Origin of the sequence: Pseudomonas sp. GM25 (assembly GCF_000282255.1) — a bacterium.
In the GTDB taxonomy this organism is placed as follows: Bacteria; Pseudomonadota; Gammaproteobacteria; order Pseudomonadales; family Pseudomonadaceae; genus Aquipseudomonas; species Aquipseudomonas aphyarum.
The window spans coordinates 1-13,114 of sequence record NZ_AKJQ01000083.1 but is presented as its reverse complement, the minus strand read 5'-3'; the positions used below and the strand labels follow the sequence as shown (position 1 = coordinate 13,114).

Sequence of the window (13,114 nt, the reverse complement as noted above, 5' to 3'; positions counted from 1 at the left end):
GGAGGTGCAGCGAAGCAAACCGTAGGCGATGCCCCCGGATGAATCCCGTAACGAAGGAACACCGAGCCCCAGCGAGGTGCCGAACGCCGGGGCCCAGCGTTTTTGGTTACTTTTTTGGCGTTTGAAAAAAGTGACTCGCCGTAAGGGCGAAACCCTAAGAAGCCGTTACCGCAGCAACGGATATTCACACAAAGCGATCAAACCACATCAACACCAACGTGAATCGCATCATGCCGCCAAAACTCCAGATCACAATCAATCAACCGCCCAAACTGATCATAATTAACCCGAGCAATCCTCAACCCCGGACTCCCCACCGAAACCCGTAACCCCGCCGCCGCCTCCACCGACAACGACGTCGGAACAATCTCGAACCGCACCCGCCCATAATGCAAATCGTAATGCCGCGCATAAAGCTCGGTAATCGACTGATTCAAATCAAACTCCAGAATCCCCGGAAAAAACTGCGGATTCAGATAATGCTCCACATACAACACCAGCCGCCCATCGATCCGCCGCGACCGGCAAATCTGAATCACGCTCGACAACGCCGGCAACTGCAACCAGGCACAGACCGCCGCTGACGCCGGCTGCAAGCGCGCCGAAATCACCTCGGTCGACGGCACCCGCCCCTGCGCACTGACCATCGCGTGAAAGTGACTGCGCTGCATCAGGTTGTAAGCCAGACGCGGCGGCGACACGAACCAGCCCCGACGCTCCTCGCGATAAATCTGCCCTTGCGCCTCCAGCTGCAACAAGGCTTCCCGTACCGTAATCCGCGTCGTACCGAACAGCTCACTGAGCTTGCGCTCGGCCGGCAACTTGCTCCCCGCCGCCAGCAACCCATGGTCGAGTTGCTCCTGAAGGATCTGGCCAATCGCTGTCACCGCTTTTGTTGCCTCATCGCGCATCAACGTTACCTATCTGGACTAGACCAGCACTGTTTCGGGGCAAAACCGCACAGCTATTGCGCCGTTTGGTCGTGTTGCAAGCCTAGGCAGTGCAGATGACCGAGAGATGACAAAACTACCGAACGGTCGCCCTGACAACTTGCAATACATCGGCCAAGTCCCTTGCCCACCGGGACTTTGCGGGTGGTCTACGCTTAGCGGGCAGCCGTCGATACAGGAGAAATAAAACGCGGGTCGGGTATCCGCCGACATCAAAGTGTCATCCAGCCCCCCTACATTGGCTCAGGTATTGCTGACCTAGACCAACACAAACCGCAATCGCAGCGTTGAACACGACCAAGGAGCTTCGGAATGAAACAGCTTTTCCTGGCAACACTGTTAGGCTCGACCATTGCCATGTGCACCGCCGCCATGGCGGCTGATGATCTGAAAACCCTCGAAGCCGCTGCGAAAGCGGAAGGCGCCGTCAACAGCGTCGGCATGCCCGATGACTGGGCCAACTGGAAAGGCACCTGGGAAGACCTGGCCAAGACCTACGGCCTGAAACACATCGACACCGACATGAGCTCGGCCCAGGAAATCGCCAAGTTCGCCGCTGAAAAAGACAACGCCACCGCCGACATCGGCGACGTCGGCGCGGCCTTCGGCCCGATCGCGGTCAAGCAAGGCGTGGTTCAACCGTACAAGCCGACCACCTGGGATCAGGTGCCAGCCTGGGCCAAGGACAAGGACGGCAACTGGGCACTGGCCTACACCGGCACCATCGCCTTCATCGTCAACAAGAAACTGCTGCACGGCTCCGAAGTACCAACCAAATGGGCTGACCTCAAGGGCGGCAAATACAAGGTTTCCATCGGTGACGTGAGCACTGCCGCACAGGCTGCCAACGGCGTACTCGCCGCAGCCCTGGCCAACGGCGGCGACGAGAAAAACCTCCAGCCTGCCCTGCTGCTGTTCGCAGACATCGCCAAGCAGGGTCGCCTGTCGATGGCCAACCCGACCATCGCCACCATGGAAAAAGGCGAGATCGAAGTCGGTGTGGTCTGGGACTTCAACGGCCTGAGCTACAAGGCCAAGATGGCCAACCCGGATGACTACGTGGTGCTGATCCCGTCCGACGGCTCGGTGATTTCCGGCTACACCACCATCATCAACAAATACGCGAAGAACCCGAACGCCGCCAAGCTGACCCGCGAATACATCTTCAGCGACGCCGGCCAGACCAACCTCGCCCGTGGCAACGCTCGTCCGATCCGCGCCGAGCATCTGCAACTGCCGGAAGACGTGAAAGCCAAGCTGCTGCCAAACGAGCAGTACAAGAAGGTCACCCCGATCAAGGACGCCGATGCGTGGGAAAAAACCTCCAAGGCCCTGCCGCAGAAGTGGAACGAAGAAGTCATCGTCGAGATGAAATAAAGCGGCTGATCACCCTTTTGTGATCTGTTGAAGATCCAAATGTGGGAGCGGGCTTGCTCGCGAAGGCGGTGGATCAGTCAAAAAATTATTGACTGACACTCCGCCTTCGCGAGCAAGCCCGCTCCCACAGGGGATCCGGGTTGAATCTGAAATTTTCTGTTTCGCGGAGTTTTTGCCCCTATGAAGCACACCGTCATCCTTGTCGTGCTCGACGGCCTCAACTACGAGGTCGCGCGTCACGCCATGGGGCATCTGCAGGCTTACGTTGGCGCAGGACGCGCCGCGCTCTATCAGTTGGAGTGCGAGCTGCCGGCCCTGTCCCGACCGCTTTACGAATGCATCCTCACGGGCGTACCGCCGATCGACAGCGGCATCGTCCACAACAACGTCTCGCGCCTGTCCAACCAGCGCAGCATCTATCACTACGCCCGCGATGCCGGTCTGAAAACCGCCGCTGCGGCGTACCACTGGGTCAGCGAGCTCTACAACCGCTCGCCGTTCGTGGCAGCACGGGATCGGCATACCGATGACCCGACGCTACCGATCCAGCACGGCCACTTCTACTGGAACGATCACTACCCGGATTCGCACCTGTTCGCCGACGCCGAAAACCTGCGCCTGCGCCATGCACCGGACTTTCTGCTGATCCATCCGATGAACATTGACGACGCCGGGCACAAGCACGGCCTCGACACCCCGCAATATCGCAACAGCGCGCGCAGCGCCGACATCATCCTCGCCGACTACCTGCAAGGCTGGCTCGACGCCGGCTGCCAGGTGCTGGTGACCGCCGACCACGGCATGAACAACGACCGCTCGCACAACGGCCTGCTACCGGAAGAACGTCAGGTGCCGTTGTTCGTACTCGGTGATGCCTTCAGCCTGAACAGTGACGCTGCACCCAAGCAGACCGACATCTGCGGCACCGTTTGCGAACTGCTCGGCGTGCCCCACGACAAACCTGTATGCCGGGAGTTGCTCAAGTGAACTCAATGACTCGCGGCAAATGGCTGGCGGCCCTGTGCCTGGTGCCTTTCGCACTGTTCTTTATCGTGTTCGAAATCGCCCCGCTGATCTGGGTGATGATCAACAGCCTGCAATCGGAAGAGTTCGGTTGGGGCTTTGCCAACTTCAGCAAGATCTTCAGTTCGAAGTTCTATCTGCAGGCGATCCAGTACAGCCTCGAAATCAGTTTCTGGTCGAGTGTGTTCGGCATCATCATCGCGGTGCTGGGTGCGTACTCGCTGCGCCGGGTCGATTCGAAACTGCGCAACTTCGTCAACGCCTTCGCCAACATGACCAGCAACTTCGCCGGCGTGCCCCTGGCGTTTGCGTTCATCATCCTGCTCGGCTTCAACGGCAGCATCACGATCATGTTGAAGCAGGCCGGGATCATCGAGGACTTCAACCTGTACTCGAAAACCGGGTTGATCATCCTCTACACCTACTTCCAGATTCCACTCGGCGTCTTGCTGTTGTATCCAGCGTTCGACGCCCTGCGTGAAGACTGGCGCGAATCCGCCGCGCTACTCGGCGCTGACGGCTGGCAGTTCTGGCGTCACATCGGCCTGCCGGTGCTGACCCCGGCCCTGCTCGGCACCTTCGTGATCCTGCTGGCCAACGCCCTCGGCGCCTACGCCACGGTCTACGCGCTGACCACCGGCAACTTCAACGTATTGCCGATCCGGATTGCTGCGATGGTCTCCGGTGACATTTCCCTCGACCCGAACCTGGCCAGCGCCCTGGCCGTGGTGCTGGTGGCGCTGATGACCCTGGTGACCGTCGTGCATCAACTGCTGCTGAAGAGGAGCTACCATGTCTCGCGCTGAATCCGGCCCGGCCGGCGTCTACCACCGCGTCGTGGTCTATCTGCTGTTCGCCATCCTGCTGCTGCCGCTGGTGGGCACGCTGATCTACTCGATCGCCAGCAGTTGGTCGGCCACCATCCTGCCCAGCGGTTTCACCTTCAAGTGGTACATCCAGTTGTGGAGCGATCCGCGCTTTCTGCACGCCTTCGGCCAATCGCTGCTGGTGTGCGTCGGCGCACTGATCCTGTCGGTGGTGCTGATCCTGCCGCTGCTGTTCGTGGTGCATTACCACTTCCCGAAACTCGATGCGCTGATGAACATCCTGATCCTGCTGCCCTTCGCGGTGCCGCCGGTGGTGTCGTCGGTGGGCCTGTTGCAGCTCTACGGTTCCGGACCGTTCGCGATGGTCGGCACGCCGTGGATCCTGATCGGTTGCTACTTCACCGTTGCGCTGCCGTTCATGTACCGGGCGATCACAAACAACCTGCAAGCGATCAACCTGCGCGACCTGATGGACGCCGCCCAACTGCTCGGCGCCAGCACTTTTCAGGCAGCTTTCCTGGTTGTGCTGCCGAACCTGCGCAAAGGCCTGATGGTCGCGTTGCTGCTGTCGTTCTCGTTCCTGTTCGGTGAGTTCGTGTTCGCCAACATCCTGGTCGGCACCCGCTACGAAACCCTGCAGGTTTATCTGAACAACATGCGCAACAGCAGCGGCCACTTCACCAGTGCGCTGGTGATTTCCTACTTCTTTTTCGTGCTGGTCCTGACCTGGGTCGCCAACATCTTGAACAAGGACAAAAGCGAATGAGCTATGTCAGCGTCCAACACCTGCAAAAAAACTACGCCGGCACCACGGTGTTCAGCGACATCAACTGCGAAATCCAGAAAGGTGAATTCGTCACCCTGCTCGGCCCGTCCGGTTGCGGCAAATCCACCCTGCTGCGCTGCATCGCCGGGCTGACGCCGGTGGATGGCGGCAAGATCCTGCTCGATGGCGTCGACATCGTGCCGCTCACCCCGCAGAAACGCGGGATCGGCATGGTGTTCCAGAGCTACGCGCTGTTCCCCAACATGACCGTGGAGCAGAACGTCGCCTTCGGCCTGCGCATGCAAAAGGTCAATGCCGACGACAGCCACAAACGGGTTGCCGAAGTGTTGAAGCTGGTTGAACTCAACGATTTCGCCAGTCGCTATCCGCATCAGCTGTCCGGCGGTCAATGCCAGCGGGTCGCCCTCGCACGTTCGCTGGTCACCCGTCCGCGACTGTTGCTGCTGGATGAACCGCTGTCAGCCCTCGATGCGCGGATTCGCAAACACCTGCGCGAACAGATCCGTCAGATCCAGCGCGAACTCGGCCTGACCACGATTTTCGTCACACACGATCAGGAAGAAGCCCTGACCATGTCTGACCGGATTTTCCTGATGAATCAGGGAAAGATCGTACAAAGCGGCGACGCCGAAACCCTCTACACCGCGCCGGTCGACGTGTTCGCCGCCGGCTTCATCGGCAACTACAACCTGCTGGATGCCGAGAGTGCCTCGAAGCTGTTGCAGCGGCCGATCAACCACCGCATCGCGATTCGCCCGGAGGCCATCGAGCTGAGCCTCAACGGCGAACCCGACGCGCAAATCCGCAGCCACAGCCTGCTGGGCAACGTGATCCGCTATCGCGTCGAAGCCCGGGGCGTGGAACTGGTGGTGGATGTGCTCAACCGTTCGGCGGCGGATCTGCATCCCGACGGCCAGCGCCTGTCACTTTCCATCGATCCCACCGCCCTGTGTGAGGTAGCCTGATGACTTTGCTGACACCCAAGAGGGAACTGAACTGATGGCCCTGGCAATTTTTGATCTGGACGAAACCCTGATCCACGGCGACTGCGCCACCCTCTGGAGCGAGCAGATGGGGCGCCTGGGCTGGGTCGATCCCGAGTCGTTCATGCGCAGGAACAACGAGCTGATGGACGCCTACAGCCATGGCAAGTTGCGCATGGAAGATTACATGGACTTCAGCCTCGAGCCGCTGATCGGCCGCACCCCGGAAGAAGTCGAGCATCTGGTCGGCCCATGGGTTGAAGACTTCATCGAACCGATCATCTTCAGCGACGCCACCAAGACCATCGCCGCCCACCGCAAGGCCGGCGACCGGATTCTGGTGATCTCGGCCTCGGGCACGCACCTGGTCAAACCGATTGCCGAACGGCTGGGCATCGACGAGGTGCTGGGGATCGAACTGGAAGTGGCGCATGACGTGTACAGCGGCCACACCGTGGGCACCCTGACCTACCGCGAAGGCAAGATCACCCGCTTGCTGGAATGGCTGGATGCCGAAGAGGAAAACCTTGAGGGCGCGAGTTTCTATTCCGACTCACGCAATGATCTGCCGCTGCTGCTGAAAGTGGATTACCCGCATGTGGTCAATCCGGATCCCGTACTGCTTGCAGAGGCCGAGAAATCAGGCTGGCCGATCCACCTCTGGAAGTAAGCGGTTGTCTTGTGGGAGCGAGCCTGCTCCCACAAGCATCGATGATCAGATCAGGCTTTCGTCGATCACCAGTACCAGCTTTCCCGCCACCGTGTTGCTCGCCAGCTCGGCGAACGCTGCCTCGGCATCCTTGATCGGGAACGCCTTGGCCAGTTGCGGCTTCAGCCGACCTTCGGAAAACAGCGGCCACACGTGCTGGCTCAGATCGCTGAACAGATCGGCCTTGAACTGATCGTCACGGCTGCGCAGGGTCGAGCCCAGCAGTTGCACGCGCTTGGCCAATACCTGGGCCAGATCCAGTTTTGCCTCGCGGCCGCCCATCAGACCGATCAGCACCCAGCGGCCGTCCTGCGCCATCAACTTGAGGTTCAACGCCGAATAGTTGCCGCCCACCGGATCCAGAATCACATCGAACGGCCCGAAATCCCGCAGGCTTTCCAGATCGTCGGTGCGCACCACCCCGCCCTGGGCACCCAGCGATTCGCAGTAGGCCAGCCGATCAGCCGAGCCGACACTGACCCAGCAGGGATTGCCGAAAGCCTTGCACAGTTGAATCGCGGCTGAGCCGATACCACTGGCCCCGGCATGCAAAAGAACTTTCTCACCCGGTTTGAGCGCCGCAAGTTGAAACACATTCAGCCAGACGGTCGCGTACACCTCGGGCAAAGCAGCGGCCTCAATCAGCGATACACCTTCCGGAACCGGCAGCACATGCCGTCCGTCGACGACCACCTCTTGCGCCATCCCGCCCCCGGCCAGCAAGGCGCAGACCCGGTCACCGACCTGCCAGGACGAACCTGCGCCGACCTCGCTGATCACCCCGGAACACTCAAGACCCAGCACCTGGCTGGCACCCAGAGGGGGCGGATAAAGTCCGGCTTTCTGTAATAAATCCGCGCGATTGAGGCCCGCTGCCGCCACCCGGATGCGAACTTGTCCTACATCACATGTAGGACTTGGTTCATCAACCCATGCCACTTGACCTTCAACGCCTTGCAATGCCTTCACAGTGCCTCCATAGTGAGTCTGGACTGAGCCCGAAGCTGTAGCGCCGGGCTTTTTGCATTATGCGACCGGCCCTGGGGTCTGAACGAACGCTGAACAGCAGTTATCGTACAGAGCGTAGAGGTACCGGCGACTTCAAAGACGGCCTAATATGCGTTATCAATTGTCCCCGCGTCGAATCAGCATGAAGCATCTGCTCCCCAGCACCGCCCTCGCTCTTTTCATCGGTATCGGTCTGTTGCCGGTGTCGGGCACCACATTCGCAGCCAACAGCTGGGACAAGTTGCAGCCTGATCGCGACGAAGTGATCGCCAGTCTGAACGTCGTCGAGTTGCTCAAGCGTCACCACTACAGCAAGCCGCCGCTCGACGATGCGCGCTCGGTGATCATCTACGACAGCTACATCAAGCTGCTCGACCCGTCGCGCAGCTACTTCATGGCCAGCGACATCGCCGAATTCGACAAGTGGAAGACCCAGTTCGACGACTTCCTCAAGAGCGGCGACCTCAACGCCGGGTTCACCATCTACAAGCGCTACCTGGACCGCGTGAAGGCGCGTCTGGACTTCGCCCTTGCCGAGCTGAACAAAGGCGTCGACAAGATGGACTTCACCACCAAGGAAACCTTGCTGATCGATCGCAAGGACGCTCCGTGGCTCAAGTCCACTGCCGAACTCGATGACCTGTGGCGCAAACGCGTCAAGGACGAAGTGCTGCGGCAGAAGATCGCCGGCAAAGAGCCGAAGCAGATCCAGGAAACCCTGACCAAGCGCTATAAGAATCAACTGGCGCGTCTGGACCAGACCCGCGCCGAAGACATTTTCCAGGCGTACATCAACACCTTCGCCATGTCGTACGATCCGCATACCAACTATCTGTCGCCGGATAACGCGGAGAACTTCGACATCAACATGAGCCTGTCCCTCGAGGGCATCGGCGCCGTGTTGCAGAGCGACAACGACCAGGTGAAAGTCGTGCGTCTGGTGCCGGCAGGCCCGGCCGACAAGACCAAGCAGGTTGCTCCGGCCGACAAGATCATCGGCGTTGCCCAGGGCAACAAAGAGATGGTCGACGTGGTCGGCTGGCGTCTGGACGAAGTGGTCAAGCTGATCCGTGGCCCGAAAGGCACTGTGGTGCGTCTGGAAGTCATCCCGGCCAGCAATGCGCCGAACGACCAGACCAGCAAGATCGTGCCGATCACCCGTGAAGCGGTGAAGCTTGAAGACCAGGCCGTGAAGAAGTCCGTGCTGAACCTGAAACAGGACGGTCGAGACTACAAGCTCGGCGTGATCGAGATTCCGGCGTTCTACCTCGACTTCAAGGCCTTCCGTGCCGGCGATCCGGACTACAAGAGCACCACGCGCGACGTCAAGAAGCTGCTGACCGAACTGCAGAAAGAGAAAGTCGACGGCGTGGTCATCGACCTGCGCAACAACGGCGGCGGTTCCCTGCAGGAAGCCACCGAGCTGACCAGCCTGTTCATCGACAAGGGCCCTACCGTGCTCGTGCGTAACGCCGATGGCCGGGTCGATGTACTTGAAGATGAAAACCCGGGCGCGTTCTACAAAGGCCCGATGGCGCTGCTGGTCAACCGCCTGTCCGCCTCGGCTTCGGAGATCTTCGCCGGCGCCATGCAGGACTACCATCGCGCGCTGATCATCGGTGGCCAGACCTTCGGCAAAGGCACCGTGCAGACCATTCAGCCGCTGAACCATGGCGAACTGAAACTGACCCTGGCCAAGTTCTACCGGGTTTCCGGTCAGAGCACCCAGCATCAGGGCGTACTGCCGGACATCGATTACCCGTCGATCATCGACACCAAGGAAATCGGCGAAAGCGCCCTGCCGGAAGCCATGCCGTGGGACACCATCCGCGCGGCGATCAAACCGGCGAGCGACCCGTTCAAGCCGTACCTGGCCCAGCTGAAATCCGAGCATGACAGCCGTTCCGCCAAGGACGCGGAGTTCGTGTTCATCCGCGACAAGCTGGCCCTGGCGCAGAAGCTGCTGGAAGAAAAAACCGTCAGCCTCAATGAAGCCGAACGCCGTGCCCAGCACGCCGACATCGACGCCAAGCAACTGGCGATGGAGAACATCCGTCGCAAGGCCAAAGGCGAAGAACCGCTCAAAGAGCTGAAGAAAGAAGACGACGACGCCCTGGCAGCCGCCGAGCCGGACAAGGTCAAACCGGAAGACGACGCCTACCTGAGCGAGACCGGGCGCGTACTGCTGGACTACCTGAAGCTGAGCAACCAGGTCGCAAAGAAGTAAGGTGATGGCAATTTAATGCTGACGATCCCCGGATCGTCATCAAACAGTCATCATTCTGTCGTGCAATAAAGGACTGGGAGCTGTTCTCTTCATCGAGAACGCTCCCAGTCCTTTTTTTATCGCCAGAGATTGCCATGACCACGACCGAACAGCTGAGTGCCTTGAGCTCGATCCTGACTCAAAGCGGATTACACAGCCTGTTCCAGCCGATCATTTGCCTCTCCGAACGGCGCATTCTCGGCTACGAAGCCCTGACCCGCGGCCCGTCCAACAGCCCGCTGCACTCCCCCATCGCCCTGTTCGCCGTGGCCCGCCAGGCCGGACGCCTGAGCGAGCTGGAAATCGCCTGCCGCCAGAGTGCCTGTCGTCGTTTCAACGAACAGCAGTTGCCGGGCAAGCTGTTTCTCAACGTATCCCCCGAATCCTTGCTTGAAGCCGCGCACCAGCCGGGGCGCACACTGCAGTTGCTGCAGGATTTTGGTATTCCGCCGAGCCAGGTGGTGATCGAACTCACCGAACAGACGCCGATCGATGACTTCCAGTTGCTGCAAACCGCACTGCATCACTATCGGGCCATGGGATTTTCAATTGCCCTCGACGACCTTGGCGCAGGTTATTCAAGCCTGCGTCTGTGGTCGGAGCTGCGGCCGGATTACGTGAAGATTGACCGGCACTTCATCGACGGCATTCATCAGGATGCGTTGAAACGAGAGTTCGTTGGATCGATCCTGCAAATCGCCAAAGCCTCGCGAGCTCAGGTGATTGCCGAAGGCATCGAGTTGCCGGAAGAGTTGGCGGTGCTGACTGAGATGGGTGTGGATCTGGTGCAGGGCTATCTGCTCGGCCGCCCTCAGGAACACCCGCCGCGCGATGCTCGCGCCTTGATGCCCAAGCACGACAGCAGCGCCGTGGCGCTGAACGATGAAGGCAGCGACCTCAGCGCCCTGCTCAACGACCAACCGGCCGTGAATCGCGACACGCCGACCGCTACCGTACTGGAAGCCTTCCGCCGTCAGGCCAACCTGAACTCACTGGCGGTGCTCGACGAACAGGGTCAGCCGTGCGGCATCGTCCATCGTCACTCGTTATCCGATGCGCTGCTCAAACCGTTCGCCACCGACCTGTTCGCCCGCAAACCAATCAGCCGCCTGATGAACGACGACTTCCTCGCCGTGGAAATGAGCCAGTCGCTGCAACAGGTCAGCCGCCTGATCACCAGCCGCGCCCGGCAACGCATCGAAGAAGATTTCATCATCACCCTCAACGGCAGCTACCTGGGCCTGGGCCGGGTGATTGACGTGCTCAAACTGATTACCGAACTGAAGATCCAGCAGGCGCGCTATGCCAATCCGCTGACCTTGCTGCCGGGGAATGTACCGATTCAGCAATGCCTCACCCGACTACTGCAACAGGGGCGCGAGTCGGTGATCTGCTATGTCGACATCGACAGCTTCAAACCCTTTAACGATATCTATGGGTATGGGCGTGGAGATGAGGTGTTGCTGTGTCTGGCGCAATGCCTCAACGAACGCGTCGACCCTTCTCGCGATTTCGTCGGGCATATCGGGGGGGATGATTTTCTATTGGTGCTCGGCCCGGAGGATTGGCGCAAACGGCTGAACCAATTGCTTGATGATTTCCAGAGTCAATGCCGACGTTTCTACCGCCCTGAGCACCTTGAGGCTGGTTGTTTTGTTGCGCCGAATCGTCAGGGTATTCGTCAGGAGTTTCCGTTGCTGTCATTGTCCATTGGCGTGGTCCATTTGCATCCTGAAGCGTGTGCGCAACTGGATGCGAGTCAGTTGGCGGAAATGGCTTCGCAGGCGAAGCATCATGCGAAGAATGTTCCGGGGTATAGCGTGCATTTGATTGATAGCCTGTTCGCGGAGGCACCTGTAGACGCACTTACAATCGGACATCGGTGATTCGACATAACCGAATCCCATGCAACCAGAAACCTCACCTTATGAATGCCCCTCAAAACTTACAAAATCGCAGCAAGCACCACGTCGAGCCTATCAAGTTGATGAGTCTTCTATGGCCTTCTGGAAGTCCCTTTCCCATTCGACGGTAATAATTCGAAAAATATCCTCAAAAAATGCTCTAGGACTCTCCATCTCATCCCAACCGGAAGGAAACGATGAATAAGCCTCATGATCATATTCAAATAGAATTCCAAAATCATATTGCTCCTCCCGTAAAGCCGCCTCCAAACATTTAAAAAGTAAATATTTCTGCTGATACGTGCGACTAACAGGCAAGCAATATTTCAATATCAAAACTTCTCTATCAGCAGGATCATTCGGATCATACTGCTCCAGCTCCTCTCCCAGAGTTTCCTCTCGATCATAAATATCAAACCCACACAAAAAATACGCAGGGGTCGGAACATACGGCTGCATTGTTTCTGGATCAATAAACATACACACCTACTTAATCGGAAAAAGTGTAAATGGCACATTAGTTACAGGGTCAAACTTCATTTCAAACCCTCCCATATTACTAATAAGCTTTGGATTATTTTTCGACTTTGGATTAGGCACATATCCCTCCCCAGTACCAGCAAGCCTCATTCTTACTATTTTAGCTCCTTGAGCATCCGTTCCGGTGAAGCGAGGAAGCCCATTTTCAACTCGAGTTGTAGCCAGAACATATGCTTCAAGCATTATCTCCCAACTATAGAACCTTGAACTAGGATTGCCTTGCCCCGCATACTTTCCCTTTCTCTGTTTCCCCGTTATTGGATCTGTCCCATCAATTGCCCTTTTTTGAAATTTTTTATTTGGCAACTCTGGTCCATGCTTTCCAACCATATGCATTCCCTGACTATCGTTGAGCCTCACAATTTCTTTTTTTGCAGCCTCCCTTGCATTCAGGGCTGTGACTGGAAGCTCTGGTTCTCCGACATCAACTTTTGCATCGGCTAGTCCGCCAACCACCGTACAGCCCGAGCCGTTCGGCGGCGGACAATTGGACGTCAACCCCAACGGATCCACCCACCCCGTAGGATTTGGCACGTACCGGTACTGATTCAGCCCACCCGCCAGCTTCACCGGATCTGGCGTCAGGTACCGTCCCACGTCCGGGTCGTAGTACCGGTGCCGGTTGTAATGCAGTCCGCTTTCGTCATCGAAGTACTGCCCCTGAAAGCGCAGCGGCTGGTTCAGGTAGTCCTCGGTCGCCAGTTCCAGTGAGGTGACTTTGCCGTAGGCGCTGTATTTGG

Annotated in this window: 12 protein-coding genes; 8 read left to right on the top strand and 4 right to left on the bottom strand. The window is 58.4% G+C overall.

From position 1 onward, the window contains the following. Window positions 1–197 precede the first annotated feature (197 nt). Entirely contained in the window at window positions 198–911 is a 714-nt protein-coding gene (locus PMI24_RS28055; protein WP_007960207.1) for a UTRA domain-containing protein, read from the bottom strand. 351 nt (window positions 912–1,262) lie between these two features. On the opposite strand from PMI24_RS28055, the gene PMI24_RS28050 reads away from it, so the two are divergent. The 6 genes from PMI24_RS28050 (at window position 1,263) to PMI24_RS28025 (ending at window position 6,617) form a co-directional block, all read left to right on the top strand. Beyond that, entirely contained in the window at window positions 1,263–2,327 is a 1,065-nt protein-coding gene (locus PMI24_RS28050; RefSeq protein ID WP_007960206.1) for an ABC transporter substrate-binding protein, read from the top strand. Window positions 2,328–2,507: 180 nt separating this feature from the next. Next, on the top strand, window positions 2,508–3,314 hold the full coding sequence (locus tag PMI24_RS28045) for an alkaline phosphatase family protein (RefSeq protein WP_007960205.1): 807 nt from the start codon (window positions 2,508–2,510) through the stop codon (window positions 3,312–3,314). 5 nt (window positions 3,315–3,319) lie between these two features. Further along, window positions 3,320–4,156, top strand: coding sequence for an ABC transporter permease (locus PMI24_RS28040; protein ID WP_162130491.1), 837 nt, complete (start codon window positions 3,320–3,322; stop codon window positions 4,154–4,156). Further along, window positions 4,143–4,943: an ABC transporter permease gene (locus PMI24_RS28035; protein ID WP_007960203.1), complete on the top strand. Its 801-nt coding sequence runs from the start codon at window positions 4,143–4,145 to the stop codon at window positions 4,941–4,943. The genes PMI24_RS28040 and PMI24_RS28035 overlap by 14 nt, the downstream gene beginning before the upstream one ends. Continuing rightward, window positions 4,940–5,929: an ABC transporter ATP-binding protein gene (locus PMI24_RS28030; protein WP_007960200.1), complete on the top strand. Its 990-nt coding sequence runs from the start codon at window positions 4,940–4,942 to the stop codon at window positions 5,927–5,929. Before PMI24_RS28035 ends, PMI24_RS28030 begins: the two co-directional genes overlap by 4 nt. Before the next feature lie 34 nt (window positions 5,930–5,963). Continuing rightward, the gene (locus tag PMI24_RS28025) at window positions 5,964–6,617 is read left to right on the top strand and encodes an HAD family hydrolase (RefSeq protein ID WP_007960199.1); all 654 of its coding nucleotides are present in this window, start codon (window positions 5,964–5,966) and stop codon (window positions 6,615–6,617) included. A gap of 45 nt (window positions 6,618–6,662) precedes the next feature. Here PMI24_RS28025 and PMI24_RS28020 read toward each other — a convergent pair whose 3' ends face one another. After that, complete coding sequence (locus PMI24_RS28020; protein ID WP_007960198.1) at window positions 6,663–7,625, bottom strand: zinc-binding dehydrogenase; 963 nt, start codon at window positions 7,623–7,625, stop codon at window positions 6,663–6,665. Window positions 7,626–7,806: 181 nt separating this feature from the next. Between PMI24_RS28020 and PMI24_RS28015 the strand changes: the two genes are divergently transcribed. Next, entirely contained in the window at window positions 7,807–9,891 is a 2,085-nt protein-coding gene (locus PMI24_RS28015) for a carboxy terminal-processing peptidase (protein WP_007960197.1), read from the top strand. Between the two features lie 134 nt (window positions 9,892–10,025). Continuing rightward, window positions 10,026–11,816, top strand: coding sequence for a bifunctional diguanylate cyclase/phosphodiesterase (locus PMI24_RS28010; protein ID WP_007960196.1), 1,791 nt, complete (start codon window positions 10,026–10,028; stop codon window positions 11,814–11,816). A gap of 93 nt (window positions 11,817–11,909) precedes the next feature. Here PMI24_RS28010 and PMI24_RS28005 read toward each other — a convergent pair whose 3' ends face one another. Further along, window positions 11,910–12,314 (bottom strand): hypothetical protein, encoded by a 405-nt coding sequence (locus PMI24_RS28005; protein WP_045121919.1) that lies wholly within the window; start codon window positions 12,312–12,314, stop codon window positions 11,910–11,912. A gap of 6 nt (window positions 12,315–12,320) precedes the next feature. Then, window positions 12,321–13,114 (bottom strand): RHS repeat-associated core domain-containing protein (locus PMI24_RS29620; RefSeq protein ID WP_007960195.1); only part of this gene is annotated, 794 nt, incomplete at its 5' end.